The sequence below is a fragment of the Methyloferula stellata AR4 genome (assembly GCF_000385335.1).
Classification (GTDB): domain Bacteria; phylum Pseudomonadota; class Alphaproteobacteria; order Rhizobiales; family Beijerinckiaceae; genus Methyloferula; species Methyloferula stellata.
In genome coordinates, this window is sequence record NZ_ARWA01000001.1 from 2,889,206 (window position 1) to 2,915,893 (window position 26,688).

Genomic DNA, 26,688 nt, shown 5'->3' on the forward strand with positions numbered 1-26,688 from the left:
CGCGCGAACAGGCTATAGCCTTGCCCATGCTTCCCTATCTTCTGGTTTTCGTCGGCGCGGGCCTTGGCGGCGTGCTGCGGCTCTCCGCCAATATGGTCTGCGGCCGCTATTTCGGCCTCGATTTCCCTTGGGCGACCTTCATCATCAATATTTCCGGCTCGACCATCATGGGACTCGTGGCCGGTTATCTTGCCTTTAAGGCGGGCGAAAACTGGACGCAGAACGTCAGGCTTTTCCTCACCACGGGCATTCTTGGCGGCTACACTACCTTTTCAGCCTTTTCGCTCGACACAATCTTATTGTGGGAGCGCAATGAATATGCGGCGGCGGCCTTTTATGTTTTCGGCTCCGTCGGCTTTGCCTTTGCCGGACTTGTCGCCGGCCTTGCGCTCATACGGGCTTTGACATGAGCGTTTCCGCGCTGAAAGTTACAGAAGACGAAGCTGGCATGCGGCTTGACCGCTGGTTCAAGCGGCGCCTGCCGGAATTGTCCTTGTCGCATCTGAACAAGATCGTGCGCACCGGGCAGGTCCGGGTCGACGGTGCGCGCGTGAAAACGGCGACACGGCTAGAGGCCGGCCAGACCGTGCGCGTGCCGCCCTTGAAGCTCGACGCGGCCACTGTGCCGCGTCCAGCCATCCACAAGGCCTCGACGGAAGATCTACGCGCGCTGCGCGAAATGACTCTCTTCGAGGATCGCGACCTGATGGTCTTGAACAAGCCCTATGGGCTGGCGGTGCAGGGCGGCTCCGGCATGACGCGCCATCTCGACGGCATGCTCGCCTCGATGGCGAATGAGAATGGCGACCGCCCGGTGCTCGTGCATCGCCTCGACCGCGATACGTCTGGCGTGCTGCTCGTTGCGAAGACCCGCCGGATGGCGGCCGATCTCGGCGAAATCTTCCGTTCGCGCCAAGCCAAGAAAGTCTATTGGGCGCTGGTCGAGGGCGTGCCGAAACCGGCGCAAGGCCGCATTTCGCTGTTTCTCGCCAAGGGTGACGGCATGGGCGATGTCCGATCGAAGCGCGCGAAAGACGCCGCGCCCGTGGGCTTGGAAAAAATGCGCATCGCCCAGCATGGCGATGAAGACGCGCAGCATTCCGTCACCTATTACGCGGTGGTCGATAAAGTTGCGCCGCGCCTGGCCTGGCTGTCGATGAAGCCGATCACCGGCCGCACGCATCAATTGCGTGCCCATGCGGAAGCGATAGGCCACCCTATCATCGGCGATCCGAAATATGGCGGCACGGACAAGCATGCGCTTTCGAAGCACGATCCGATGCATGCGATTCCCGAAGCGGTCGAACGCAAGCTGCATCTCCTGGCGCGGCGTCTCGTGTTGCCGCATCCGCGCGGCGGCGTCATCGACGTCACGGCGCCTCTGCCGCCACATATGCAAAAGACCTGGGATCTGTTCGGCTTCGACGTGAAGCAGTTTGACCCGATCGAGGATGCGCCGGAATAGAGCGTTCAGAGCGAGTTCATATCGCCGCCTCTAACCTCCTGCCGCTGGGGATGCAGGAGGTACGTACATGAAAACAACACTCTTTATCGTTCTCGCATCGGCCCTTTACGCGGGCGCTGCGCTCGCACAGACGGCGTCTCCGCCGGCCACGTCAGCGCCAGCAGATGCCGCCGCGCCAGCCACAACGGCGGCGGCCGCCCAAAGCGGCAAACCCAAGCCCAAAGAGGTTCTGGCCACATGCCGCGACGAGGCCAAGTCGCAAGGCTTGAAAGGCGATGCCCGCAAAACAGCTGTGCAAGAGTGTTTCGTCAAACAGCGCCCGGATCTCGTCGCCTGGGAAAAATGCCGCACCGATCCGGAGATGAAGGGCAAGGCCAAGGGCGAGCGCAAGGCGCTCATGAAGGAATGCCTGAAGGCCAATAAAGGCTGAGTTTGATCCTGCCCTCGGGCTCAGGTTTCCGAGGGCAGGGTACAGCCTGCTTGTGTTTTGGAGAGGATTGCGTTTGGGTGTGCCCGGATTCGGGCAAAACACATCGATTGTGAGCGAACCTTCTCCCTGTGGGAGAAGGTGCCCCACGAAGTGGGGCGGATGAGGGGTTACGATCTTTTAATCGTAGGTCGTAACCCCTCGCCCGGCTTGCTCCGCAAGCCACCCTCTCCCTCAGGGAGAGGGTAGTTCCCTTTCTTGAGACACCCCAGAAGCACATGCGACTTTCCAAATATTTCCTGCCTGTCCTGCGCGAGACCCCCAAAGAAGCCGAGATCGTTTCGCATCGCTTGATGCTGCGTGCCGGCATGATCAGGCAGGAGGCGGCAGGCATTTATGCCTGGCTGCCGCTCGGCCTGCGCGTGCTGCAAAAGGTCTCGACCATCGTGCGCGAGGAAATGGACCGGGCAGGGGCTGTCGAACTTCTGATGCCGACTTTGCAATTGGCGGATCTCTGGCGCGAAAGCGGCCGCTACGACGCCTATGGTCCGGAAATGCTGCGGATCAAGGACCGGCATGAGCGGGAATTGCTCTATGGTCCGACCAATGAAGAAATGATCACCGAGATTTTCCGCGCGACCGTCAGATCCTACCGCGATTTGCCGAAAATCCTTTATCATATTCAATGGAAATTCCGCGACGAGCAAAGACCGCGCTTTGGCGTCATGCGCGGGCGCGAATTTCTGATGAAGGATGCCTATTCCTTCGACATCGACGAAGCCGCGGCGCGGCTCTCCTATAATCGAATGTTCGTGTCCTATCTGCGCATCTTCGGCCGCATGGGATTGAAGGCGATCCCGATGCGGGCCGAGACCGGGCCGATCGGCGGCGATCTTTCGCATGAATTCATCGTGCTCGCCGAGACCGGCGAATCCGGCGTCTTCTGCAATTCAGATGTGCTCGACCTTCCCATCCCGGGCGTGGACGTCGATTACGATGGCGATCTGAAGCCGATCATCGAGCAGTGGACGACGCTTTATGCCGCGACCGAGGATGTGCACGACGCAGCGCGTTTCGAGGCCGAGACGCCGCCCGAAAAGCGCATCAACACACGCGGCATCGAGGTCGGCCAGGTGTTTTATTTCGGCGATAAATACACAAAGCCCATGAAGGCGCCTATCACTGGCCCCGACGGCGTCGAGCGTCCGGCCCAATGCGGCTCCTATGGCGTCGGCGTCTCGCGCCTTGTCGGCGCCTTGATTGAGGCCTGTCATGACGATGCGGGCATCATCTGGCCCGAATCGGTTGCGCCCTTTAAAGTCGGTATCGCCAATCTCAAGGTCGGCGACGGTCCGACGGACACAGCCTGCGCACAAATCTATGCGGCGCTCGAAAAGGCGGGCGTCGATGTTTTATATGATGATACGGATGAGCGTCCGGGCGGGAAATTCGCCAGGCTCGATCTCATCGGCCTGCCTTATCAGGTGATCGTCGGCCCGAAAGGGCTCGCCGAAGGCAAGGTGGAACTGAAGGTGAGGGCGACAGGCGCGCGGGAAAATCTGCCTGTCACCGATGTCATCGCGCGGTTTATTGAGTGAAGGGGACAGGCACATCACCGGCATGACGAGCCCCAAAGGCACAAGCCCTTTCGCGCCCTTCGAATGGATGATTGCGCTGCGCTATCTGCGCTCGCGCCGGAAGACCGGATTCGTGTCCGTCATCGCCGGGTTCTCGCTGATCGGAATCATGCTGGGCGTCGCGACATTGATCGTCGTGATGTCGGTGATGAACGGGTTCCATAAGGAATTGCTCGACAAGATCGTCGGCATCAACGGCCATATTTTTCTGCAGGCGGCCGATACGCCGCTGACCGACTATAAGGACGTCACCGCCGCGGTCGCGAAAGTGCCGGGCGTCAATCTGGCCATTCCTTTGATCGAGGGCGCGGCTGGCGTCTCTTCGCCCTATAATCAGGCGGGCGCGCTGGTGCGGGGCATCAGCGAAGCCGACATTAAAAAGCTGCCGGGCATAGCCGGAAACGTCAGGGTCGGCACGCTCGACGGATTCGACCAGGGTGGCGGCGTTGCCATCGGTCAGCGGATGGCCGAAAACCTCAGCCTGCGGGTCGGCGACAAGCTCACGATTCTCACCGCAAAAGGCGCGCAGACGCCGTTCGGCATAGCCCCGCGCATCAAATCCTATCCGATCGTCGCGACCTTTCAGATTGGCATGGCGGAATTCGACAATCTCTTCGTCTATATGCCGCTGCCGGAAGCGCAGGCCTTCTTCAACAAGGAAGGCGAAGCAACCGTCGTCGAATTGTTCCTGAGCAATCCCGAAGCGATCGATGCGATGCGCGACAAGATCGAGGCTGTGGTCGCGCGGCCGATCATCATGACCGACTGGCGCGAACGCAACAAATCCTTCTTTGATGCCTTGAAGGTCGAAAGCAATGTGATGTTCATCATCTTGACCTTGATCGTGCTGGTCGCCGCGCTCAACATCGTCTCCGGCCTCATCATGCTCGTGAACGACAAGTCGAGCGACATCGCGATTTTGCGCACGATCGGCGCAACACGCGGCGCCGTGATGCGGATTTTCCTGATCACCGGCGCCTCGATCGGTGTCGCCGGAACCTTGGCGGGATTTTGCCTCGGGCTTATCATCGCAAGCAATCTCGAAGCGATGCGAGAACTCATCAATAATGCCTTTCACGCCAATCTATTTCCGGCGGAGCTTTATTTTCTGTCGCGGCTGCCCTCGATCGTCGATCCGCGCGATGTCGCCGCTGTCGTGTCCATGACGCTTGCTCTTTCCATTCTCGCGACGATCTATCCGTCCTGGCGCGCCGCGCGGCTCGATCCGGTCGAGGCGCTGCGTTACGAATAATCATGACTGCTCCGGCTCTTCATCTCGACAAGGTTGGCCGCAGCTATAAGCAGGCAGGCGCATCGCTTGACGTGCTGCGCGCGGTCGATTTCGGCCTTTGGCCGGGCCAATCCGTGGCGCTTGTCGCGCCGTCCGGGGCGGGCAAATCCACTTTGCTGCATATCGCAGGGCTGCTTGAAAAGCCCGACTCCGGCGAGGTTTTTATCGGCGGCCGAGCCACCACTCACATGGCCGATAACGAACGCACAGCGTTACGCCGCAACGGCATCGGCTTTGTCTATCAATTCCATCATCTCCTGCCGGAGTTCTCGGCCATCGAGAATGTCGTCTTGCCGCAAATGATCGCTGGATTGCAGCGCAAGGAAGCGCAAAAGCGGGCGAGCGATCTTCTCAATTATCTCGGCCTCGGGGCGCGCTTGAAGCATCGGCCGTCGGAGCTGTCCGGCGGCGAACAACAACGCGTCGCGATCGCACGGGCCGTTTCAAATAACCCAGGTGTTCTATTGGCCGATGAGCCGACGGGAAATCTCGATGTGCACACCGCCGATCATGTGTTCGAGGCGCTGAATGGCCTCGTCAAGGCGACGGGTCTCGCGGCCCTCATCGCAACTCACAATATGGATCTTGCGCAGAGAATGGATCGCCGCGTCACCTTGCGCGACGGGCTCGTCGTCGAATTGGCCTGATCTTGAACGCCATCAGGCGGCGAGATTTGGATCCTGGCCCAAATCCTCGAGGCGTTTGCTGAGCTCGCGGATGCGGGTTCTGAGTTCGGCATTCTGCTTTTCAAGCGTGTGCAGGCGGGTCTCGAGCGAGTCCGCCGCTCCGTCCCGCGCCTCCGCTGCCTGGGCTTCCGCGCTCACGAATTCGACACCGATGGCAGTGGCGTCCCGCCAAGCCAGACGCGCGCGATAGCTGCGGCCCTTTTGCGGAATGTAGAGTTCGAACTCGCTCGGAACCGAGAGCGAGTCGCCGAGCGCTATCTTCGCGCCCTGCGGCGAAAAATTCTTCACCACGCATTCGATCGTCGACATGCGCTGATTGAAGATGATCTGGGCGCGTAGAAAGCTTTTGACCCTCTCGACCCGTCGTGCTTCCGGCATGATCTCGCTCTTAAAAACTGAAAGCAGAAAAGGTGCTTGAGAAGGTGACGGATTATTATTAAGAATTGCTCAATAAAATAGCCTCGTTCGAGATGGTTTTGGATCTATGGGCGGGCATTTCCTCGTTCACAAGTTGCAGCAGTATCGGGGAACGCGATCAATGCGTAGCTTAGGGTTGCGGGTCACCGCTTTGATCGGACTGACGCTGCTCGTCGCGGCCTGCGACAAATGTGGCGATCCCGTGCAGTTTCACGCCCCGTCGCTGCCGCATAGCTGCTACGAAAGCCAACCGGCACAAAAATAGGCGCTCCCTACAACCGATTTTACGGCAGAATCGCGAAGGCCCGAGCGGGAAAGCCGAGGCCGTTTCTGACCTTCGGCCAGGTCACCACGATCAAGGCGCCTTTGGCCGGAACCTTGTCGAGATTGTCCATGACCTCGATCTGGTAATGGCCGGTTTTCAGAATATAGGTCTCGGTCTCCATTTTCTCGGTCGTGTCGCTGTCCATCGACTCATGGCCGATCGCCGTGACGCCGCGCTGTTCGACCAGAAACTTGACCGCTGCGAGCGACCACGCCGGGAAGGCAGACCGCTTGAAGCGCTCTGGGTCTTTGTCCCAGTCTTTCGACATATCGGTGCGCAAGGCGGCGAAGGCGCCCTTCGGCACCCGGCCGTGTTTTTTCTCCCAGGCGCGCAAGTCTTCGAGCGAAAAGGCATGGTTCGGATCACGAGCGAGCAGCGGCGTCTCATCGAAAACGACGAGTGGCAGAATCATGTCCTTTAAGGGAATCTGGTCCATCGTGGCGCCAGTTTCCGAAAAATGCGCCGGCGGATCGACATGTGTGCCATATTGACCGACCATTTCGTAGAAAGTCGCGCGAAAGCCGTCCTTTTGAATGGTATAGGGCTGTTTCGTCTTAGGATCGGCGGCGGGGCTCATTTTGGCTTGTGGAAAGCCTGCCCAGACGGGCGTATCCGGTCCGAAACTATGGGTAAGATCGACATAGTTTTTCGAAGCTAGGGTCCGGTAGAGGTTTTCGAGCGAAGCCGCATTCGCCGTCTGCGCCACGGCCAGAAAAAAGCCGAGACCGGCACAGATCGGCAAAAGATAGCGCGAGATCCTCATCCGGTTCTCCCTTTCATGCTTGTGCTCTTGGAACCTGCTCGCCGCACACCGGGAATGTCGTTGCGTCCATTGCGGCCGGACAGAATCGAGCGGCTTCATTTCAGATAAATTTCAATCGGATTTGCCACAGGGAAAGAGTTGAAGTCATGCTATCGTCACGAAATTCAACGAGCGTCGGCAAGAGATTTCGAAGGAGGCATAGTGTGAGCGCGCAAGCTGAAGAGCGCAAATTGGCCGAGGCCGCTCGGAACGCAAAAATGGAGGGCGCTGTGCTCGAAGCGCGCCCGGCGGACGGGCAGGGCCTTTCGACCGAGGGGTCGCCCGCAGCCTCCATTCCGGTCATGGACGACCTTGGCGATATCGCCGGACGCCCGGCCGAGCTCGCCCAGTCGCCGCAACGCTTCATCAATCGCGAATTGTCCTGGCTCGAATTCAATCGGCGCGTCCTTGAAGAAGCGTCCAATCGCAATCATCCTTTGCTCGAGCAGCTTCGGTTTTTGTCGATTTCCGCCAATAATCTCGATGAATTCTTCATGGTGCGTGTGGCCGGTCTCCGCGGGCAAGTTCTTGCCGGAATCAGCACGGCCTCCGAGGATGGCCTGACACCGCCGGAGCAATTGACCAAAGTCCGCGACCGCGTCGGATTGCTCGCTGCCGAACAGCAGCGGCGCTGGCGCGAATTGCGTCAGGAGCTGAACGACGCCAATATTGTCATCGTCGACCCGAAGGACCTCAGCGAGGCCGAGACGGCTTGGCTCGAACAGCATTTCCTTGCCTATATTTTTCCGGTCTTGACGCCGCTCGCCGTCGATCCGGCGCATCCTTTCCCTTTCATCCCGAATCTCGGGGCGACGATCGCGCTCGAATTGGTGCAACCGGGCGAACATAAAAGCTTGCGCGCCTTGATCCGGCTGCCGGCCAAGATCAGCCGCTTCATCCGGCTTCCTGACGGGCTCGGTGAGCGCGGCCAGCGCTTCATCTCGCTTGAAAATCTCATCAGCATTTTCACTCAGAGCCTGTTTCCAGGCTATCTCGTGCGCGGGCAGGGGCTCTTCCGGATCATTCGCGACAGTGATCTTGAAGTCGAAGAAGAAGCCGAAGACCTCGTGCTCTTTTTCGAAAGCGCTTTGAAGCGGCGCCGGCGCGGTTCCGTCATCAGGGCCGAGTTCGACAGCATGATGCCGGACGAGCTGCGGGTCTTCGTGGCCGAAGAACTCGACGTCGCGCCGGAGGAGGTCTTCGTCCTCGACGGCATGCTCGCCTTGAACGATCTCACCGAAGTCGTCGCGCTCGACCGCCCGGAGCTGAAGTTCAAGCCCTATAATCCGCGCTTTCCGGAACGTGTGCGCGATAATGGCGGCGATTGTTTTTTGGCGATCCGCCAGAAGGATCTGGTCGTCCACCATCCGTATGAATCCTTCGACGTCGTGGTCCAGTTCCTGGATCAGGCGGCCCGCGATCCGAATGTCGTCGCAATCAAGCAGACGCTTTATCGCACCTCGTCCGACAGTCCGATCGTGCGCGCCTTGATCGAGGCGGCGGAGGCCGGCAAATCGGTGACGGCGCTCGTCGAATTGAAGGCGCGTTTCGACGAAGAGGCCAATATCCGCTGGGCCCGCGATCTCGAACGTGCCGGCGCGCAAGTCGTCTTCGGCTTCATCGAGCTCAAGACGCATGGCAAATTATCGATGGTCGTGCGCCGCGAAGCCGGCACTTTGATCACCTATTGCCACGTCGGCACCGGCAATTATCATCCGGTGACGGCGCGGATCTACACGGATATTTCGTTCTTCACCGCCGACCCGGTCATCGGGCGGGATGTGTCGCGCATCTTCAATTACATCACGGGCTATGCCGAGCCGGCGGGGCTCGAGCGGATGGCCGTCTCACCGATCTCGCTCAAGAAGAAGCTTCTCGCGCACATCCACCAGGAAATCGCTTTTGCCAAAGCCGGCAAGCCGGCCAATATTTGGGGCAAATGCAACGCTCTCGTCGATCCGGAAATCATTGATGCTTTTTACGAGGCAAGCCAGGCCGGCGTGAAAATCGATCTCGTTATCCGCGGCATTTGCTGTCTGCGGCCGGGCGTGAACGGCCTGTCCGAAAACATTCGGGTGAAATCGATCATCGGGCGTTTTCTGGAACATGCGCGCGTCTATGCGTTCGGCGGCGGTCACGATCTTCCGCACCCGAAAGCCCATGTCTATATTTCCTCGGCCGACCTCATGCCGCGCAACCTCGACCGTCGCGTTGAAGTTTTGTGCCCGATCCTCAATCCGACTGTGCATGAGCAAGTCCTCGATCAGATTCTTCTTGCCAACATGCTCGACAATCAACAGAGTTACCGGGTCTTGCCGGATGGTTCGAGCGCGCGCATATCAACGCAGCCGGGCGAAGAGCCTTTCAACGCCCATTCTTACTTCATGACAAATCCGAGTCTGTCCGGCCGTGGGAAATCCCTTAAGGAATCTAGTCCCAAGACGCTCCTCAAACGTTTGGAAGCCCGCTGAACCATCGATGCAGGTTTCAGACGCATTGTCAGCGCGCCTACCGGCGGAACATCGTCCGCTTGCGATCGTCGATATAGGATCCAACTCGGTGCGACTGGTCGCCTATGAGGGGCCGTCGCGTTCGCCGAATCAGATCTTCAACGAAAAATCCCTTTGCGCACTCGGTCACGGCGTTTTTACCACCGGCAAATTGCCGAAGTCGGGGATGGAAAAGGCGCTGACGGCGCTGCGGCGTTTTCGCGTTCTCATCGAACTGATGGAAGCAAACGACGTCTATGTCGTCGCGACAGCGGCCGCGCGGGATGCCTCGAACGGGCCGGAATTCGTGAAGGCCGCGGAAGAGGCGATCGGCGCGCCGATCGCGCTTCTTTCGGGCGAGCGCGAAGCGCAGCTTTCCGCGCTGGGCGTCATCTCCGGAATTTATAAACCGAACGGCATTGTCGGCGATCTTGGCGGCGGCTCGCTGGAATTGATCGATGTGAAAGGCGCGCATCTCGGCAAGGGCGCGACCCTGCCGCTGGGCGGTCTTGCCTTGATGGACGCGTCAGAACGCTCGCCCCGCGCCGCCGTGAAGATCGTGCGCGACGCACTGTCCCGCTGCAAGATTCTCGAAAAGCTCCAGGGCCGCACCTTCTATGCCGTCGGCGGCACGTGGCGTGCGCTGGCCAAGCTTCACATGCACCAGCGCAACTATCCTCTGCCGGTCATGCATGGCTACGTCATTCCGGCGCAGGACGCAGCCGCCTTCGCTGGTCTCGTCGAGCGCGTCAACACCGAGGCTTTGAACTCGATCGCTTCCGTCAATGCGGCGCGGCGGCCGCTGCTTGCTTATGGCGCCGTCGTTCTCGAAGAGATCATCCAGATCGCGCATCCGAGCGAGATCGTCATTTCGACCGCCGGCGTGCGGGAAGGGCTGATCTACGAAAAACTCGATGAAGCCCAACGGCGCCTCGATCCTTTGCTCGTCACCGCGCGCGAATTGAACGACCTCTTGTCACGCGCACCGGCCGCAGGCGAGGAGCTTTGCGTCTGGACCGATCACTTCATGAAATCGACGCATCTCGAAGAGACGCCGGAAGAGAAGCGGTTGCGCCATGCGGCGTCGCTTCTAGCCGACGTCAATTGGCGCGCGCATCCAGACTATCGCGGCGAGCAGAGCCTCAACATGGTCGCCAATGCGTCCTTCATGGGGATCGATCATGCCGCGCGCGCGTTTCTGGCGCTCTCCACCTCCTACCGGCATTTGAGCGCGGAAGAAGACATCAGCCCACAATTGCGGTCGCTCGTTTCGGCCCGGATGCTCGACCGCGCCCGTATTTTCGGCGCGGTCGCGCGGGTGGCCTTTATCATCTCGGCGGCGATGCCTGGTGTTTTGCCGCGCACGCCATTGGCCTGTCAGAAGACGAAGCTCGTCCTCACTTTGCCGAGCGATCTCGCCGATCTCGCCGGCGACCGGCTGATGAACCGTTTGAAGCAATTGGCACGGCAGATCGGCCGGGAGCCGGCCATCGCCATCATGGGCAGATAGCGCCGCGGGATAAAGCAGCAGACCGCATGATCAAGCTTGCTTAGCCCGTGGCCGTCTCAGACGCCTCTGCCTCTTGCCATTCGAGGGTGACGACCTTGCCCTTCTCGATCGTCAGCGCGAGCCGGCCGTGTTTCAGCTCCAGCGCCTTCTCACCGAAAATGGCATGGCGCCAACCCGTGAGACTTGCGACAGGCGCGCGGTCATCGCAAGCGATCGCATCGAGATCGTCGACGGTTGCGATCATCTTCGCGGCGACGCCATGCGCTTCGCTCACTTGACGCAGCAGTACTTTCAAAAGCTCGACAGTCGCGCCGCCGCTGGAGCGCCGCTCGCGTTCGAGCTTTGGCAGCGTCGCCGGATCGCGCGCGAGACCTTGCTCGATCGCCGCTAGGATCTGCGCGCCCGAGCGCGAGTTTTCCATGCCGCGCGGAAAACTCCGCAGATTGCTCAAGGCCTCGGGAGACCGCGGCGCAGCAAGGGCGATCTCGACCAGAATATCGTCCTTCAACACGCGCGAACGCGGCACGTCGCGGCCTTGCGCCTCGGCCTCGCGCCAGGCCGCGATTTCCATCAGGACGGCGAGATCGCGCGGCTTCCTTACGCGCTGGCGGAATCGCTCCCAGGCATTTTCGGGATGCTGCTCATAGGTCGAAGGCGAAGTGAGCTGCGCCAATTCATCGTCGAGCCAGGACAGACGTCCGGTCCGCTCAAGCTTTTGCCGCAGCAGCACATAGACATCACGCAGATAGGTGACGTCGGCGATGGCATAATCGACCTGCGCGGCCGAGAGGGGGCGGCGTGACCAGTCGGTGAAGCGCGACGATTTATCGAGCGCGACTTTGGTGAGCGTTTGAACCAGCTCGCTATAGGAGACTTGATCGCCGAAACCGCAGACCATGGCCGCGACTTGCGTATCGAAAAGCGGCGCCGGGATCAATTTCGCGAGATGCCAGAAAATTTCGACATCCTGGCGCGCCGCATGAAAGACTTTGACGATCCTCTGATCGGCCATCAACGCGAAAAGCGGACTTAAGTCCAATCCCTCCGCCAGGGCATCGACGGCGACAGCTTCGTCCTCCGACGCAAGCTGCACGACGCAGAGCTTCGGCCAGAACGTTGTCTCCCTCAAAAACTCCGTGTCGACCGTAATATAGGGATGTTTTGCAAGGCGATGGCAGACATCTGCCAAGTCCTGCGTCGTCGCAATAAGATCCATATCGCAGTCATTAAAGGAAACTGCGCCAAGCGGCTAGCAGCGCGATGCAGCCCATACCCTTGAAAAGCACAGGAAATTGCCATGAATGGATTGGTGCAGGTCTTAAATTGATAGATTAATAAATAAATGTAACATATTATATTTATTGTATTTTTGTTGTGCAGTCTATTTTGTGGTTAGAAAACCGAAGCCGCGCCGGCTCAAAATCCTTGGCAAAAAATGTCCATAATTTGATCGAAATTGCCGAAGCCTCGGGCGCCATCTTTTCCGCTCAATTGGCGTGCTTTCGATCGTGGTGGTTCTGGTTTAAACAGAATCGCCTTCTTGCTTCACATCCCTGCCTAGAGCGGCTTTTCCCAATGTCTTTGTCCCGATTTGCCGTTTTATGCCTTTTGCTTGCGAGCCCACAGGCGGCGCTGGCGCAGAAGTCCACGCCGCAAAAATCCACGCCGGCGCCCGCGTCTCCCAAGCCCTCTGCCACAAGTCCGAGCCCCAGCCCCAATCCGGAGTCCCAGATCACGACTACGTCTTTCGGGGATTGGGCTTTGCGTTGTCAGCGCATCAATGAAAGCAGCCATCAAAATTGCGAGGTCTCGCTGACGATCCAACAGAAGGATCAGCCGGCGCCGATTGCCAAGATCGCGCTCGGACGGCCAATCGCAGCCCAAGGCATCCATCTCCTCGTTTTGCTGCCGAACAACGTCTCGTTTCCGAGTTCCGTCCAGATCAAATCCGACGACAAGGATATTTGGGCCATAGACGTTCCCTGGCAGCGCTGCATTCCGGGTGCCTGTTTCGCCGAGACGGCCTTGAAGGATTCGGATCTGGTCCGCTGGCGCGCGCTCGACAGTGCGGGCAAGATCACCTTCAAGGATGCGTCGTCGAACGAGGTCGGGATCAGCTTTTCCTTCCACGGATTGACGCAGGCGCTCGATGCTTTGTCACAGCAATCGGAATAGCTAAGGCCTAAGGCGCTTCATCTGCCGCACGTACGGCATGACTTGTGCCTTGACAAGATGCTGCGCCTCATGCGGTTCTCCGCCCGGTCTCGCGACGATGAATGCGAGACTTTTCTCCCACTTCTTTTATTTGTGAAGATATGACGCACTGCTACCGTTCGCATACCTGCGGCGCCCTGCGCGAAGCTGAAGCCGGCAAAACCACTCGTTTGTCTGGCTGGTGCCATCGCATCCGCGACCATGGCGGCGTGCTCTTCATCGATCTGCGCGATCATTACGGCATGACGCAATGCGTCGTCGATCCGGATTCACCCGCCTTCAAACTGGCCGAGAAACTGCGCTCCGAATGGGTGGTGCGGATCGACGGCTCCGTGCGCCTGCGTCCGGCCGGGACCGAAAACCCCGAGATGCCGACCGGCATGATCGAAGTCTATGTCACCGAGATCGAGGTTTTGGGCGCCGCGGCCGAATTGCCCATGCCGGTCTTCGGCGATGTCGATTATCCGGAGGATATCCGCCTCAAATATCGCTTTCTCGATCTGCGTCGCGAGAAGCTGCACAAGAACATCATGCTTCGCGGCAAGGTCGTCGATAGCATGCGGGCCCGGATGAAAGAGCAGGGGTTCTTCGAATTCCAGACGCCCATCCTGACGGCATCGAGTCCGGAAGGCGCGCGCGATTTTCTTGTGCCGTCGCGCATTCATCCCGGCAAATTCTATGCGCTGCCGCAGGCGCCGCAGCAATATAAACAGCTCTTGATGATGGCAGGTTTCGACCGCTATTTTCAGATCGCGCCTTGCTTTCGTGACGAAGATCCGCGCGCCGACCGTTTGCCGGGCGAATTCTACCAGCTTGACGTCGAGATGAGTTTCGTCACGCAGGAAGACATCTTCGCCGCCATGGAGCCGGTCATCCGCGGCATATTCGAGGAATTCGGCGAAGGCCGCCCGGTGACGCAGCAATGGCGGCGCATTCCCTATGCCGAGTCCATGCTGAAATATGGCTCGGACAAACCCGATCTGCGCAACCCGCTCATCATCGCCGATGTGACGGAAGAGTTTTCACGCGACGACGTGAGCTTCAAAGCCTTCAAGGGCGTCATCGCGCAAGGCGGTGTCGTGCGCGCGATACCGGCAACCAATGCCGGTGCGCAGCCGCGAAGCTTCTTCGACAAGCTCAACGATTGGGCCAAGGGCGAAGGCGCCGCCGGTCTCGGCTATATCATCTTCGAAGGCGAAGCGGATGCGATGACCGGCAAAGGTCCCATCGCGAAATTTTTGCCGCCGAACGTGCAAGCACTCATCGCCGAGAAATGCGGCCTGAAGCCGGGCGATGCCGTTTTTTTTGCCTGCGATCAGGCAGAAAAGGCGGCGAAGCTCGCCGGCGCCGCGCGTCTCAAGATCGGTCTCGACCTCGGGCTCACAGATCTCGAGCGGATCGAGCTCTGCTGGATCGTCGATTTCCCTATGTACGAATGGAACGAGGACGACAAGAGAGTCGATTTCTCGCACAATCCCTTCTCGATGCCGCAAGGCGGTCTTGATGCGCTGACGACGCAGGACCCGCTGACGATCAAGGCGTTCCAATATGACATCGCCTGCAATGGCTATGAGATCGCGTCGGGCGGCATCCGCAACCATGTGCCCGAGGCCATGGTGAAGGCCTTCGAGATCGCAGGCTACAGTGAAGAGACGGTCGTCGAGCGCTTCGGCGGCATGTATCGCGCCTTCCAATATGGCGCGCCGCCGCATGGCGGCATGGCGGCCGGCGTCGATCGCATCATCATGCTGCTCGCGCGCGTGCAAAACCTGCGCGAAATCTCGCTTTTCCCGATGAATCAGCGCGCCGAAGATCTGCTGATGGGCGCGCCCTCGGACGCGACGCCGAAGCAGCTGCGCGAACTGCACATCAGGCTCAATCTGCCCGAGGCGAAAGGATAGGACGGACCGGCTCGAAGACCGTCACTCGCCTGCGAGCGTCTTCTTGACGAGCTCATATCCGTCGCACTGATTGGTCCTGATCGCCGTGTCCGAGAAGTCGTAGTCGCGCGAGGACGGTTCACCGGTCGTGCCGGCGCGGATGAACCGCGTGATCGTCGTCGCCACGCCATCGCCCATCAGTTCGATAAACAACGGGCGCTGCTTGATCTTCGCGAGTTCCGCCGGATCGACATAGTTCAGCAGACCTTCGACCAGCCAGCGATAGGCTCTGACCGTCTCGCGAAAGCGAAGATCGCTTCGAACGCGTTCCGAGTAAACGATCTCGTCACGCCGCGCCATGACCTCCATCATATTCGTCGGCAATGGCCGCTGCCCGGCGAAGAGATCGACGATGAAGACGCGCTTTCCGTCCGGCCCGCAGCGATCGACGACAATATCGAGCGGCGAATTGCTGATGATACCGCCATCCCAATAGGCTTTTCCGTCGATGATCGTCCACGGAAAACCCGGCGGCAGACTGCCGCTGGCGAGCACATGGTCGGGCGTCAGATCATCGACATAGCTGTCGAAGACTTCGAGTTCGGCCGTCGTCACATTGACGGCACCCACCAGCAGGCGGACGGGGCTCGCCTTCAATTTGGGGAAGTCGACATATTTTGAGATCAGCGTCTTCATCGGCGTGGTGTCGTAATAGCTGGTCCAGCTCGACGGCGAGGTCACCGGGCCGAAGAATGACGGCAACCATCGCGGCTTGAAGAAATTCGGCACACCGAACATGAGAATTTCCATCGAAGTCGCGGCGCGGTTCGCTTCACGAAACGGCCCGAAATGCGTCGAGACCGCGAGCTCCGCCCAGAAGGCTTCGAGAGCTTGCGTTGCGTGATGCGGATTGCCGGCGATGATCGCGCCGTTCAAAGCGCCGATCGAAATGCCGGCGACGATATCGGGAAAAATCCGCTCCTCTTCGAGCGCCTTCACCACTCCGCATTCGAAAGCCCCGAGCGCGCCGCCGCCTTGCAGGATCAGCACGGTCTGCGGCGGGATCCGGTCAAGCGCGAAGTCTTGATCGTGCAGATGTTCCTTGATCGGCAGAATATTGGCACGGTATCTTATAAGTCCTTCGGCCTTTCTGGTTTCTTCAGCCGGGCGGCCGATCGAGAACAGCGCCCGCAGCACATCGTCCTTGAGATAGAAAAGGGCGTAGGAATGCGCATCGAGCGCGCCTCTGGCAATCCGCTCGCTTGCCTTTTCTGGCGCACCTAGAACGTTGAAGCTGATGTCGCCGATGTCGCAGAAAAAATAAGAGACCTCATCATAGCATTGCCGGCGGCCGAGCATGTTTTTAGCGGCGAGGCGCCCTTGCTTCGCGGCGCTGTCCAAATGTTCGATATGGCGGCGCATCGTGAAAACCGGATCGTAGAAGCTCGTCACATCGCCCGCGGCGAAGACATGCGGCACATTTGTCCGCAGCATGTCGTCGACGACGACGAGGCCTTCATACAAGTGGATGCCGCTTCCCTCCAGGAACTCGGTCGCGGGCGTCACGCCAATATTGACCACGACCATATCGCAGGGCAGGCGCTGTCCTGACCGGGTCTCGACCTCGCGCACCCGGTCCGGGCCGTGCAGCGCGACGGGCGCATCGTAAAGCAGCATGGAGGCGCCTTTAGCCTCCACATGCTGTCTGAAATATTCGCTGATGGTCGGCGCTTCGAGATGCGGGAGGACAAGACCACCCCGTTCTATGATCGTGACATGCACGCCAAGCTCCATGAGAGACATGGCGATTTCCATGCCGAGGAAGCTCGCGCCAAGCACGACGGCCCGTTTCGCACCTGCTGCGACCTCGCGCCGGATCGCTTCGCTGTCCGCGGCGGTCCGTAAATAAAGCACGCCGGGCAGCGTCGCTCCCGGAACCGAAAGGCGCGTTGGGCTCGCCCCGGTCGCGATCAAAAGGCTCTCATAATGGATTTGCTCAAGCGCCGCGGTCATCACGGTCTGCGCAACAGGATCGACCGCGATGGCCTTGGTGTTCAGCGCGACTTCGATGTTCTGCTCGCGATAGAAGCTCGCCGGATGAACGAGGAGTTGCGCTTCGTCCCGCTTGCCGACCAGAAACTGTTTGGAGAGCGGCGGCCGGTAATAGGGCAGCAGACTCTCGGCCGACAAAATCAGAATCGAGCCCGCTGCGCCTTCGAGCCGGAGCACTTCGGCGGCGACCGCGCTGGCGACTCCGCCTCCGATCAGGAGGTGGTCAATGTTCCGCGTTGTCATAAAGCTCTCCTTCATGCGCGGCCAAGGCGCCCGGCGGAAGCCTATCACCATGCTCTTTGCACGGATATGAAACCTGCGCGATGAAGCCTGAGCCTCAAAACGATTGGAGCCGCCTTTGAAGGCGGCTCCAACTTTTTTAGAAGGCTCTGAACGAAGGCGAGCGTTACGGATTGGGCAGTGCGAAGACCGTAAGCTGACCGCCGAGCGCGGTATAATTCGACAGAGCCGCATAACCGCCGACCGCGCCGAGGCCGTCCGTGCCTTTCGACAGGCCGGCCGCGAGGCCGATGCCGGCCCAGCCGCCGACGCCCGACAGCACGGCGATATATTCTTTCCCATCGTGTTCGTAGGCATTCACATTGCCGATGATGCCCGATGGCGTCTTGAACTTATAGAGTTCCTTGCCGGTCTTGGCGTCGACGGCCTTCAGATAGCCTTCGAGCGTGCCGTAGAAGACAACACCGGTCGACGTCGCGAGCGCGCCCGACCAGACCGAGAATTGTTCCTTGTCGGCCCAGACGATCTTGCCCTTGATGTTATCCCAGGCGATGAAATTGCCCATGTTCCGATCGCCGGGCGGTGGGAACATCGACAGAGTGGCGCCGACATAAGGCTGGCCCGCCGTGTAGCTCACATGGAAGGGCTCATAGTCCATGCAGACATGGTTGGTCGGTGCGTAGAAGAGTTGCGTCACCGGGGAGAAAGCGGCGGGCTGCTCGTCCTTAGAGCCGAGCGCCGCCGGGCAGACGCCCTTGGTATTCACGTCCTCGCCATTGCCTTGCGTCGAATATTGTTTGACGCGGATCGGCTTGCCGTAATTGGGGCTCTTCTTGTCGAGATCGATCGACGAGGCCCAATTCACCGCCGGATCGTATTTCTGCGCGACGAGCAACTCGCCATTGGTACGATCGAGTGTGTAGCCGAAGCCGTTGCGATCGAAATGCGTGAGAAGCTTGCGGTCCTTGCCATCGAACTTCTGATCCGTGAGGATCATTTCGTTGATACCGTCATAGTCCCATTCGTCATGCGGGGTCATTTGATAGACCCATTTCGCGACGCCCGTATCCGCGTCGCGGGCGAAGATCGACAGCGACCATTTATTGTCGCCAGGACGCTGCGCGGGGTTCCAAGTCGATGGATTGCCTGTGCCGTAATAGATGAGGTTCAAAGCCGGATCGTAAGAGATCCATCCCCATGTGTCGCCACCGCCGGTCTTCCATTGCTCGCCCTCCCAGGAGGACAGGCTTGAATCCTTGCCGAGCGGCTTGCCGAGTGCGGTCGTTTTCTCGGGGTCGAGCAGCATCTCATTGTCCGGGCCGGTCGAGAAGGCGCGCCATGCAAGCTTGCCGCCCTTGATGTCATAGGCGCTGAGATAGCCGCGCACGCCATATTCGCCGCCGGAAATGCCAACGAGGACCTTGTCCTTCACGACGTAAGGCGCCGAGGTGCCGGTCTGACCTTTGCTCGGATCGCCATTCTTGATCGACCATTTAACGTCGCCCGTCTTGGCATCGAGCGCGACGAGCGTGGTATCTGCCTGATAAAGGAAGATCTTGCCGTCGCCATAGGCGAGACCGCGGTTCACCGTATCGCAGCACATCACCGGAATGACGTTCGGATCCTGCTTCGGCTCATATTTCCAGAGGATACGGCCCTCGTTGTTGAGATCGAGCGCATAGACGATATTGGGAAAAGGCGTGTGGACATACATCACATCGCCCAAGACGAGCGGGCCGCCTTCATGGCCGCGCAGAACGCCGGTCGAGAAGGTCCAGGCCGGCGTGAGATGCTTCACGTTTTCGGGCGTGATCTGCTTCAGCGTCGTATAGCGCTGCGACGCATAATCGCCGGCCGGCATCACCCAATCCTTAGGGTTCTGCGACAGTTTTATGAGGTCTTCATTCGCAAAGGCCGGAGCCGTGGCCAATAGGGCGGCCGTGGCGCAAGCGATCGGTATATGCTTGATCATTATCCTCTCCTAGGCTGCTTTTCGAAGCATTTCCGAAGAACGGCTTTGCCATATCGCATGCCAGAGAGGTTCGCAAAAATACAAATGTCACATATTTGTGAATAAGCTAAGAATTTAAGAAGTCTAAACTAAGAAAGCTGTATTGATCCGACGAATAAAAACTACTATGACGCCGTGTAATATTAAATTATTCGTTACCTCTATTCAAATCGAAGAGACGAATACTAAGTGTGCGCCGCTGAGTCGGTAGACCCGGCAAGACTCGATGCCGCTCGCGCTGCATGTGGCTGATATTCCGCTGAAATCGGCTCAGGTCACTGATCCGAATTGACGCAGAGGGCAATCGCCGCAGCCAAACCGGCAGGACGCGCGATCATTCGATAAAGGTCATTCCGGGCAGGCAGGCCAAGATCGCGCGATGCAATTTCCACATCGCGTGTTCGCGCAATGGCGCAGGCATGCGGGAGAGATCGACTTCCAGATTTTCGAGGAGCTGCCCGGCCTCGGGGGCATCCTCACGGATCTCCTCGAAACATTCGACCGCGTAGGAGCGCAGCAGGCTCGATTCCTCCCAAGCCTTTTTATTATAGGACGAGACGCCATTGACCACGGTCATCACATAGGCGGTGACGACATGCGGAAGGTCTAAATCTTCGGCTTCGATCGTGAAGGGACCATTCCAAGGTCCAAGCGTGCCGTTTTCTGTTTCAACGATGATGAGCCGCGCCAAGGCCGGAGACTTTCGAAGTTTGTTCCGCTTTAGAATTTTTTTGCGCGGGCTTTAGCCGTCATCTTCCAGGACAAATTCCGCCACGGGGCGATGGTCCTGCACGTGATCGCGCAGGATCGTCAACAGGGTATCGACCGATAGATCATGATACCAGACATCGTCCGGATGGACATAGGCGAGCGGTTCGCCGCTGCATTTGCCAAGGCACGAACGGCGCACGCAAGAGGCCTCGCCAACGATCTCCTGGTCGAGCCGTGCCGCCTGGAGACGCGCCCGCAAGGCTGTCAGCAGCTCTGTCGCTTCGCCCTTCTGATCGCAGCAGGGGCCGGTGCATAGAAGCAGGCGGCGCGGCGCGGCGGGACGGTCGAATATATCTTTGATGGCCATCGTCTCGACCTAGCTCTGTCCCGCAAGTCAGTCCAAGCCACTCGATATGGATACATATATCGCTTTAGTGGACCGGCACATCCTCAGCAAAGCGCTTGCCATATCCTTATGGTCGCAGCATCCCGATTTAGCCTCACTGTGGCTTTCGGGACGCATGCTTTGATTTGGGTAAGTTTTTTGTTATTGCTAAGGTAGGTTCCGGCTTCGATCGTCGGATCGAAGCCGCATTTTGGGCCGATTTGGGCGGAAGCTGCACAAAAGCAGATGCGTCAGGGCGCTGATTCATTAAGATTTTAGCAAGTGCGCCGTGGCAAAATAAGAGTGCACACTTGTGGCAAAGCCTGTGTGGCGGGGGTTGAGTGAATGCGAACAGGGTGGCTGTTGCGTGGGCAATGCTGGGCATCGAGGCTTCAGGACTCGATATTCCAACGACTTGCATCCCGCGGCGATCTTGTGACGGATCCTTTCCTTAAACCGGGATTTGCCGCAGCCTGTCTCGGCATCGCAGGTCTAGGCTTCGCCGGTTGCGCACAGCAGCCGCAGCAATTCGCGCATTCCAAAGAATATTTTCCGTCGTCGATCTATGGCGCAGCGAGCGAGCGTGTCGTCGCGGACGGCCAGCCGGTGCCGCGCGGCGGTGGTCAATATCTCGTCGGCAAGCCCTATACGGTGGCCGGGCAAACCTATTATCCGGCCGAGAAGAAGCATTATGCGGCAACCGGCTTGGCCTCCTGGTATGGGGATGCCTTCCATGGCCGGCGGACCGCCAATGGCGAGGTTTATGACCGCGATTCCTTCTCGGCCGCGCATCCGACCATGCCTTTGCCGAGCTATGCCCGCGTCACCAATCTGCGCAATGCGCATTCGATGATCGTGCGCGTCAACGATCGCGGACCTTTCGCGCCTGGCCGTCTGATGGATGTGTCGCGCGGCGTCGCCGATGCGCTGGATTTCCGCCGCTCGGGCACGACCATGGTCAAGGTCGAATATATCGGACCGGCCGGACTCAAGGGGTCGGACGACCGCAAATTGCTGGCAACCTTGCGGCTCGACGGCAAGCCCGCGAGTTTCGACGGCAAGAGCGATATTCCGGCGACCATGGTGGCTGAGGCTCAGCCGCAGCGCGTCGCGTCGATCGACCCTTCCGTACCGCAGGCGCGCACGGCCGCGGTTCCGCCGTCGAATGATCGCCAAGCCTTGAACGAGATGGCGGAGGAGGCGGTGGCGCCGCCCGGCAAGCCCTTTGCGGGCACCGCGCCGATCCCGCCGTCGCGGCCCTTTGACCTCGGCACGATTCCTGGCGCCGGATCGCAGATCTCCGGCCCCGGCAAGACCGCCTATCGCTGACGCATCATCCCGAAAAGCTGCAGACTTTTCGCAAAAGGATCATGCGCGAGACATCCTCTTAAGCCTCTTTTGCGATCTCACCGACAAAACGCGCGCCATGGTTGATTGATCCCGCGCCGGAGGGCATGATCCTCCCATGAAACCTTGGCTTTTGCTCCTTACGCTGGCCCTTGCGTCCGTCCCGGAGCTCACTCTGGCGGAAGCGCTGCAGACAAGCGTGCCTTCGGCCATATTGATCGACGCTGAAACCCGCACGGTGCTTTTCGAGAAAAACGCCGACGAGCCGGAGACCCCAGCCTCGACCGCGAAGGTCATGACAGCCGAACTGGTCTTCAAGGAAATCGCCGAAGGCCGGCTGAAACTCACAGACGAATTCACGATCAGCGAGAATGCCTGGCGGACTGGCGGCGCGCCCAGCCGTGGCTCCAGCATGTTCGCGTCGCTGAACAGCCAAGTCTCGATCGAGGATCTGATCCGCGGGCTTGTGATCGATTCCGGCAATGACGCGGCGATCGCGCTGGCCGAAGGCGTCGCTGGATCGGAAGGTGCTTTCGCGACTCTGATGAACCGGCGCGCGCAAGAGCTCAACCTGCCGCATCTCGTCTTCACCAATGCCTGGGGCCGCGGCGATCCCGAGCAAAAAGTCACGGCGCGCGAGATGGCGTTGCTCGCCGATCATGTGATCGAGACCTATCCCGATCTCTACAAATATTTCGGCGAGAAGGAATTCCTCTGGAACAAGATCAAGCAGCCGAACCGCAATCCGCTCCTTGCGCTGAACATTGGCGCGGACGGATTGAAGACCGGCAACATTGATAATAGCGGCTATGGATTGGTCGGCTCCGCCGTCGAAAATGGCCAGCGCCTGATCGTCGCGATCTATGGCGCGAAGAACGCCAAGGAACGCTCGGAGGAGGCGCGCAAGATCCTGCTTTGGGGCTTTCGCAGTTTCGAGCCGAAGACGATCTTCGCCAAGGGCGAGACCGTTGGCTACGCGCGCGTCTTTGGCGGAACCTCCGAAGACGTGCCGCTGATTTCGGAAACGCCGATCCGCGTCTTGCTGCCGCGCGAAAGCTCCGAACGCTTGACCGGCAAGATCGTCTATACGGGCCCGCTCGTCGCGCCCGTCGAAGCCGACAAGGAAGTTGCTCGCCTCAAGATCTCGCGCGGGGCCTCCGTCATTTTGGACGTTCCATTGCGAACAGCCGAAAGCGTCACGCAAGGATCGCTGCCGCATCGCGCCATGGACGCCGGATGGGAATATGCGACCATCCTGTTTCGCCATTATGTTGAGAAAAAATGAGCCTGATGCAGACGGGCGGACGCGGCTCCTTCATTACGCTTGAGGGCGGGGAAGGGGCCGGCAAGTCGACGCAGCTTCAAGTCATCGTCGAAAAATTGAAAGCGCTGCAGATCGATGCGCTTGCGACGCGCGAGCCGGGCGGCTCGCCGGGCGCCGAAACCCTGCGCGAGATATTGCTCTCGGGACAACTCAAACATCTCGGCCCCAAGGCCGAGGCGATTTTGTTTTCGGCCGCCCGCATCGATCATGTCGATTGCCTGATCGAGCCCGCGCTCGCCAAAGGCACCTGGGTCGTTTGCGATCGCTTTCTCGACTCGACTAGAGCCTATCAGGGCGCGCTTGGAAAACTCGATCCGCGCTTTCTGAGCGCGCTCGAACGCGTCACGCTCGGCGATCTCCTGCCAGACTTGACCTTGATCCTCGACCTGCCCGCCGACGTTGGCCTTGCACGCGCTAAAGCGCGACGGGGCGGGGCGGGCGAGGCCGACCGGTTCGAGCAGGAGGACCTGCAATTCCATGAGAGCTTGCGCGCCGCCTTTCTGGCCATCGCCAAAGCCGAGCCGAAGCGCTGCGTCATCATCGATGCGCAACGCAGCCAGAGCGAAGTGACCGAGGCGATCTGGGCTGCGATTTCAGACAGGCTTTTGCCGCGCCTGCGTCTGGTCGAAGCGGAAAGAGACGCCGGACATGGCGCCTAGAGGGGCCATCGAATCCCTGCCGGAATCGGATGCGGTCGCAGAATGCCCGCATCCGCGCGACACCTATGATCTCATCGGCCAGGCCGAAGCCGAGCAAGATATACTCAAAGCCTATCAGGCGAATGCTTTGCCGCAGGCGATCATCCTCGGCGGCCCGGCGGGAATAGGCAAAGCCACATTGGCGTGGCGCGTCGCGCGGTTTCTGCTCGCGCATCCAAATCCTGCCGCGCCTGAGGTTCAAGCGGCCGAAAATCTGTGGGTGCCGCCGGAGCATCCTGCGGCCCGGCAATTGGCCGCTCTGTCCCATACCGACCTCGTACTTTTGCGGCGGGAGTGGAACGAGAAGACCAAGAAGTTCTTCTCCGAAATCCGCACCGAGGATGTGCGCGGCGTGATCCATCTGTTCCAGCAGGCGGCAGGCGCGGGCGGTTATCGCATCTGCATCGTCGACAGCGCCGAAGATCTGAACCGCTCCGGCGCCAATGCGCTCTTGAAGACGATCGAAGAGCCGCCGCCGAAATCGCTGTTTCTGATCGTTTCGCATCGTCCGGACAGTCTGTTGCCGACGATCCGCTCGCGCTGCCGTCGGATTTTGCTGAAGCCCCTCTCCGCGACCTCGATTGTGCAGATTTTGGATGGGCTTGGGCCGCCTTGGACGGGGACCGCGCCCGAAGAACGCGCCGAGGCCGCGGCACGGGCCCAGGGTTCGCTGCACGATGCTTTGCGGCTGCTCTCCGGCAGCGGCGGCGCTTTCGACGGCCAGATCCGCAGGATGCTCGAGGCTTTGCCGCAGCTCGATTGGCAGGCCGTTCACGCGCTCGCCGATCAGATTGCCGGGCGCGACGGCCTCGCGGATTATGAAACTTTGATGATTACCATCATCGATTGGCTCGACGAGACCGTCAAAGCGCGGGCGGAGACGGGCGAGGCGGGCTCCGGCAAGCGCCTTGCACCTCTGGCGGAGGTATGGGAAAAAGTCGCCGAGGCGGCGCGCGAGACCGAGGTGCTCAATCTCGACAAGCGCCCCCTGGTTCTGTCGATCTTTGCCGATCTCGCGGCGGCGGCCCGGACCAGCCTGGTCTAGCCGCCTATATATAGGCTGTAGGAAGCCCTCTCCTTCGAGACACTTACATCCCAAGCCGTCCGCGGCTTGGGATGTAAGTCCTCAGGATGAGGGCTTTTCCAAATCCCCTGGTCCTCACCCTGAGGAGCCGCTGAAAGCGGCGTCTCGAAGGGCGAGGGCGGTATGAGAAAAACCATGTCCACGCGCCCGCAATTCTACATCACGACCGCAATTCCTTATGCCAATGGCGCGCCGCATATAGGCCATGCCTATGAGCGGATCGCGACAGACGCCATTGCGCGCTTCAAGCGGCTCGACGGCTACGACACATTGTTCGTTACCGGCATGGACGAGCATGGTCAGAAAATGCAGCAGACGGCGGCAAAGGAAGGGATCACGCCGCAGCAATTGGCTGACCGCACGGCGGCGCAATTCGAAGCCATGGGCGAAGAGCTGAATGCGCGCGCCGACGATATCGTGCGCACGACGCAGCCTCGCCACTACGCCGCCGCGCAGGAAATCTGGACCCGTATGGCGGCGGCCGGCGACATCTATCTCTCGAAATATCCCGGCTGGTATTCGGTGCGCGACGAAGCCTTCTTCGACGAGACCGAACTGACGCTCCAGCCGGACGGAACGCGGATTGCGCCTTCCGGCGCGCCGGTCGAATGGGTCGAGGAGGAGAGCTATTATTTCAAGCTCTCGGCCTATCAGGAGAGATTGCTGGCGCACTACGCCCAGCATCCGGATTTCATCACGCCGGAGCATTACCGCAATGAGGTGATCGCCTTCGTCGAGCGCGGCCTGACCGATCTCTCGATCAGCCGCTCGACCTTCGACTGGGGCATTCCAGTGCCGGGCGATCCAAAACACATCATGTATGTTTGGGTCGACGCGCTGACGAACTATATTACAGGCACGGGCTTCCCCGACGCCGCTGCGCCGCGGGCCAAATTCTGGCCGGCCGATGCGCATGTGATCGGCAAGGATATCACACGCTTTCACGCGATCTTCTGGCCAGCGTTTTTGATGTCCGCCAATCTGCCTTTACCGAAGCGGATCGTCGTGCACGGGTTTCTGTTCAACCGCGGCGAGAAAATGTCGAAGTCGGTCGGCAATGTCATCGGCCCGCATGATCTCGTCGAGCGTTATGGCACCGATCCTTTGCGCTATTTCTTCCTGCGCGAAGTGCCCTTCGGGCAGGACGGCAATTATTCGCATGAAGCGATCGTCAATCGCATCAACGCCGATCTCGCCAATGACATCGGCAATCTGGCGCAGCGGTCCTTGTCGATGATCGGCAAGAATTGCGGGTCGAAGTTGCCAGTGCCGAGCGATTTTTCGGAGGCCGACCGGGCTTTGCTGGATCAAGCCGCGGCACTTCCGGGAAAGGCCCGCACCTTGATGCAGGATTACGCGCTGCATCTCGTGCTTGCCGAGATCTGGCGGGTCGTCGCCGAGGCGAACCGCTATTTCGCCGCCGAGGAGCCGTGGAAGAAGAAGACCGACCTGCCGCGCCGGGACACGATCCTCTATGTGACGGCGGAGGTCTTGCGCATCCTGGCGATCATGGCTTTGCCATTCACGCCGGAGGCGATGGAGAAGCTTTTGGATCTTCTGGCCGTCCCGCCGGAATCCCGCAATTTTGCCGAGGCCGAACGCGTCGGCGGTCTCAAATCGGGCGTCGAATTGCCGTCTCCGGCGCCTATCTTCCCGCGCTATATAGAGCCGGAAGAAGAAACTAAGGCTTGAA

At 59.7% G+C, this 26,688-nt stretch carries 23 protein-coding genes; 16 read left to right on the forward strand and 7 right to left on the reverse strand.

Annotation, left to right across the window (positions count from 1 at the left end):
• Positions 1–26: 26 nt before the first annotated feature.
• The 6 genes from crcB to A3OQ_RS0114135 all read left to right on the forward strand — a co-directional run bounded on the left by crcB (position 27) and on the right by A3OQ_RS0114135 (position 5,467).
• Positions 27–410, forward strand: coding sequence for a fluoride efflux transporter CrcB (gene crcB / locus A3OQ_RS0114110; RefSeq protein WP_020176054.1), 384 nt, complete (start codon positions 27–29; stop codon positions 408–410).
• Entirely contained in the window at positions 407–1,465 is a 1,059-nt protein-coding gene (locus A3OQ_RS0114115; RefSeq protein ID WP_020176055.1) for an RluA family pseudouridine synthase, read from the forward strand. The genes crcB and A3OQ_RS0114115 overlap by 4 nt, the downstream gene beginning before the upstream one ends.
• Positions 1,466–1,532: 67 nt before the next feature.
• Entirely contained in the window at positions 1,533–1,895 is a 363-nt protein-coding gene (locus A3OQ_RS22525; RefSeq protein ID WP_020176056.1) for a PsiF family protein, read from the forward strand.
• Between the two features lie 275 nt (positions 1,896–2,170).
• Complete coding sequence (proS, locus tag A3OQ_RS0114125; protein ID WP_020176057.1) at positions 2,171–3,490, forward strand: proline--tRNA ligase; 1,320 nt, start codon at positions 2,171–2,173, stop codon at positions 3,488–3,490.
• 22 nt (positions 3,491–3,512) lie between these two features.
• Complete coding sequence (locus A3OQ_RS0114130) at positions 3,513–4,781, forward strand: lipoprotein-releasing ABC transporter permease subunit (RefSeq protein ID WP_020176058.1); 1,269 nt, start codon at positions 3,513–3,515, stop codon at positions 4,779–4,781.
• A 2-nt stretch (positions 4,782–4,783) separates the two neighbouring features.
• On the forward strand, positions 4,784–5,467 hold the full coding sequence (locus tag A3OQ_RS0114135; protein WP_020176059.1) for an ABC transporter ATP-binding protein: 684 nt from the start codon (positions 4,784–4,786) through the stop codon (positions 5,465–5,467).
• 12 nt (positions 5,468–5,479) lie between these two features.
• Here the strand turns inward: A3OQ_RS0114135 and A3OQ_RS23680 are convergent, their stop codons facing one another.
• Positions 5,480–5,884 (reverse strand): PilZ domain-containing protein, encoded by a 405-nt coding sequence (locus A3OQ_RS23680; RefSeq protein WP_020176060.1) that lies wholly within the window; start codon positions 5,882–5,884, stop codon positions 5,480–5,482.
• Between the two features lie 160 nt (positions 5,885–6,044).
• On the opposite strand from A3OQ_RS23680, the gene A3OQ_RS24705 reads away from it, so the two are divergent.
• Positions 6,045–6,188, forward strand: a complete 144-nt coding sequence (locus tag A3OQ_RS24705; RefSeq protein ID WP_161607343.1) for a hypothetical protein — start codon at positions 6,045–6,047, stop codon at positions 6,186–6,188.
• 19 nt (positions 6,189–6,207) lie between these two features.
• Here A3OQ_RS24705 and A3OQ_RS0114150 read toward each other — a convergent pair whose 3' ends face one another.
• Positions 6,208–7,011, reverse strand: coding sequence for a cyclase family protein (locus A3OQ_RS0114150; RefSeq protein ID WP_020176062.1), 804 nt, complete (start codon positions 7,009–7,011; stop codon positions 6,208–6,210).
• A 257-nt stretch (positions 7,012–7,268) separates the two neighbouring features.
• Between A3OQ_RS0114150 and A3OQ_RS0114155 the strand changes: the two genes are divergently transcribed.
• A complete protein-coding gene (locus A3OQ_RS0114155; protein ID WP_051116114.1) occupies positions 7,269–9,521 on the forward strand; it encodes an RNA degradosome polyphosphate kinase in 2,253 nt (750 codons plus the stop codon).
• A gap of 7 nt (positions 9,522–9,528) precedes the next feature.
• The gene (ppx, locus tag A3OQ_RS0114160) at positions 9,529–11,049 is read left to right on the forward strand and encodes an exopolyphosphatase (protein ID WP_020176064.1); all 1,521 of its coding nucleotides are present in this window, start codon (positions 9,529–9,531) and stop codon (positions 11,047–11,049) included.
• A gap of 40 nt (positions 11,050–11,089) precedes the next feature.
• Here the strand turns inward: ppx and rnd are convergent, their stop codons facing one another.
• On the reverse strand, positions 11,090–12,265 hold the full coding sequence (gene rnd / locus A3OQ_RS0114165) for a ribonuclease D (protein ID WP_020176065.1): 1,176 nt from the start codon (positions 12,263–12,265) through the stop codon (positions 11,090–11,092).
• Positions 12,266–12,624: 359 nt separating this feature from the next.
• Between rnd and A3OQ_RS0114170 the strand changes: the two genes are divergently transcribed.
• Positions 12,625–13,224 (forward strand): invasion associated locus B family protein, encoded by a 600-nt coding sequence (locus A3OQ_RS0114170; protein ID WP_026595830.1) that lies wholly within the window; start codon positions 12,625–12,627, stop codon positions 13,222–13,224.
• Positions 13,225–13,364: 140 nt separating this feature from the next.
• A complete protein-coding gene (gene aspS / locus A3OQ_RS0114175) occupies positions 13,365–15,164 on the forward strand; it encodes an aspartate--tRNA ligase (protein WP_020176067.1) in 1,800 nt (599 codons plus the stop codon).
• 21 nt (positions 15,165–15,185) lie between these two features.
• On the opposite strand, the gene A3OQ_RS22535 is transcribed toward aspS, so the two are convergent.
• From A3OQ_RS22535 to A3OQ_RS0114195, 4 genes are all read right to left on the reverse strand, one after another.
• Positions 15,186–17,438 carry an FAD-dependent oxidoreductase gene (locus tag A3OQ_RS22535; protein WP_040581173.1) on the reverse strand — a complete coding sequence of 751 codons (2,253 nt, stop codon included), beginning with the start codon at positions 17,436–17,438 and terminating at the stop codon, positions 15,186–15,188.
• 163 nt (positions 17,439–17,601) lie between these two features.
• A complete protein-coding gene (xoxF5, locus tag A3OQ_RS0114185) occupies positions 17,602–19,407 on the reverse strand; it encodes a lanthanide-dependent methanol dehydrogenase XoxF5 (protein ID WP_020176069.1) in 1,806 nt (601 codons plus the stop codon).
• A 373-nt stretch (positions 19,408–19,780) separates the two neighbouring features.
• The gene (locus tag A3OQ_RS0114190) at positions 19,781–20,137 is read right to left on the reverse strand and encodes a hypothetical protein (protein WP_020176070.1); all 357 of its coding nucleotides are present in this window, start codon (positions 20,135–20,137) and stop codon (positions 19,781–19,783) included.
• Positions 20,138–20,188: 51 nt separating this feature from the next.
• Positions 20,189–20,524: a (2Fe-2S) ferredoxin domain-containing protein gene (locus A3OQ_RS0114195; RefSeq protein ID WP_020176071.1), complete on the reverse strand. Its 336-nt coding sequence runs from the start codon at positions 20,522–20,524 to the stop codon at positions 20,189–20,191.
• A 453-nt stretch (positions 20,525–20,977) separates the two neighbouring features.
• Here A3OQ_RS0114195 and A3OQ_RS22540 point away from each other — a divergent pair, with 453 nt between their 5' ends.
• From A3OQ_RS22540 to metG, 5 genes are all read left to right on the forward strand, one after another.
• Positions 20,978–21,871: a septal ring lytic transglycosylase RlpA family protein gene (locus A3OQ_RS22540; protein ID WP_020176072.1), complete on the forward strand. Its 894-nt coding sequence runs from the start codon at positions 20,978–20,980 to the stop codon at positions 21,869–21,871.
• Positions 21,872–22,007: 136 nt separating this feature from the next.
• Entirely contained in the window at positions 22,008–23,174 is a 1,167-nt protein-coding gene (locus tag A3OQ_RS0114205) for a D-alanyl-D-alanine carboxypeptidase family protein (protein WP_020176073.1), read from the forward strand.
• Complete coding sequence (tmk, locus tag A3OQ_RS0114210) at positions 23,171–23,872, forward strand: dTMP kinase (RefSeq protein WP_020176074.1); 702 nt, start codon at positions 23,171–23,173, stop codon at positions 23,870–23,872. Before A3OQ_RS0114205 ends, tmk begins: the two co-directional genes overlap by 4 nt.
• Complete coding sequence (locus tag A3OQ_RS0114215) at positions 23,862–24,956, forward strand: DNA polymerase III subunit delta' (RefSeq protein ID WP_020176075.1); 1,095 nt, start codon at positions 23,862–23,864, stop codon at positions 24,954–24,956. Before tmk ends, A3OQ_RS0114215 begins: the two co-directional genes overlap by 11 nt.
• A 174-nt stretch (positions 24,957–25,130) precedes the next feature.
• Positions 25,131–26,687 (forward strand): methionine--tRNA ligase, encoded by a 1,557-nt coding sequence (gene metG / locus A3OQ_RS0114220; RefSeq protein WP_040581175.1) that lies wholly within the window; start codon positions 25,131–25,133, stop codon positions 26,685–26,687.
• The last annotated feature ends 1 nt before the right edge of the window (position 26,688 follow it).

What these genes read in the sequence shown, in the direction of transcription:
- crcB (WP_020176054.1), top strand. Translation starts at nt 27, where the DNA reads ATGCTTCCCTATCTTCTGGTTTTCGTCGGCGCGGGCCTTGGCGGCGTG.
- A3OQ_RS0114115 (WP_020176055.1), top strand. Translation starts at nt 407, where the DNA reads ATGAGCGTTTCCGCGCTGAAAGTTACAGAAGACGAAGCTGGCATGCGG.
- A3OQ_RS22525 (WP_020176056.1), top strand. Translation starts at nt 1,533, where the DNA reads ATGAAAACAACACTCTTTATCGTTCTCGCATCGGCCCTTTACGCGGGC.
- proS (WP_020176057.1), top strand. Translation starts at nt 2,171, where the DNA reads ATGCGACTTTCCAAATATTTCCTGCCTGTCCTGCGCGAGACCCCCAAA.
- A3OQ_RS0114130 (WP_020176058.1), top strand. Translation starts at nt 3,513, where the DNA reads ATGACGAGCCCCAAAGGCACAAGCCCTTTCGCGCCCTTCGAATGGATG.
- A3OQ_RS0114135 (WP_020176059.1), top strand. Translation starts at nt 4,784, where the DNA reads ATGACTGCTCCGGCTCTTCATCTCGACAAGGTTGGCCGCAGCTATAAG.
- A3OQ_RS23680 (WP_020176060.1), bottom strand. Translation starts at nt 5,884, where the DNA reads ATGCCGGAAGCACGACGGGTCGAGAGGGTCAAAAGCTTTCTACGCGCC.
- A3OQ_RS24705 (WP_161607343.1), top strand. Translation starts at nt 6,045, where the DNA reads ATGCGTAGCTTAGGGTTGCGGGTCACCGCTTTGATCGGACTGACGCTG.
- A3OQ_RS0114150 (WP_020176062.1), bottom strand. Translation starts at nt 7,011, where the DNA reads ATGAGGATCTCGCGCTATCTTTTGCCGATCTGTGCCGGTCTCGGCTTT.
- A3OQ_RS0114155 (WP_051116114.1), top strand. Translation starts at nt 7,269, where the DNA reads ATGGAGGGCGCTGTGCTCGAAGCGCGCCCGGCGGACGGGCAGGGCCTT.
- ppx (WP_020176064.1), top strand. Translation starts at nt 9,529, where the DNA reads ATGCAGGTTTCAGACGCATTGTCAGCGCGCCTACCGGCGGAACATCGT.
- rnd (WP_020176065.1), bottom strand. Translation starts at nt 12,265, where the DNA reads ATGGATCTTATTGCGACGACGCAGGACTTGGCAGATGTCTGCCATCGC.
- A3OQ_RS0114170 (WP_026595830.1), top strand. Translation starts at nt 12,625, where the DNA reads ATGTCTTTGTCCCGATTTGCCGTTTTATGCCTTTTGCTTGCGAGCCCA.
- aspS (WP_020176067.1), top strand. Translation starts at nt 13,365, where the DNA reads ATGACGCACTGCTACCGTTCGCATACCTGCGGCGCCCTGCGCGAAGCT.
- A3OQ_RS22535 (WP_040581173.1), bottom strand. Translation starts at nt 17,438, where the DNA reads ATGACAACGCGGAACATTGACCACCTCCTGATCGGAGGCGGAGTCGCC.
- xoxF5 (WP_020176069.1), bottom strand. Translation starts at nt 19,407, where the DNA reads ATGATCAAGCATATACCGATCGCTTGCGCCACGGCCGCCCTATTGGCC.
- A3OQ_RS0114195 (WP_020176071.1), bottom strand. Translation starts at nt 20,524, where the DNA reads ATGGCCATCAAAGATATATTCGACCGTCCCGCCGCGCCGCGCCGCCTG.
- A3OQ_RS0114205 (WP_020176073.1), top strand. Translation starts at nt 22,008, where the DNA reads ATGAAACCTTGGCTTTTGCTCCTTACGCTGGCCCTTGCGTCCGTCCCG.
- tmk (WP_020176074.1), top strand. Translation starts at nt 23,171, where the DNA reads ATGAGCCTGATGCAGACGGGCGGACGCGGCTCCTTCATTACGCTTGAG.
- A3OQ_RS0114215 (WP_020176075.1), top strand. Translation starts at nt 23,862, where the DNA reads ATGGCGCCTAGAGGGGCCATCGAATCCCTGCCGGAATCGGATGCGGTC.
- metG (WP_040581175.1), top strand. Translation starts at nt 25,131, where the DNA reads ATGTCCACGCGCCCGCAATTCTACATCACGACCGCAATTCCTTATGCC.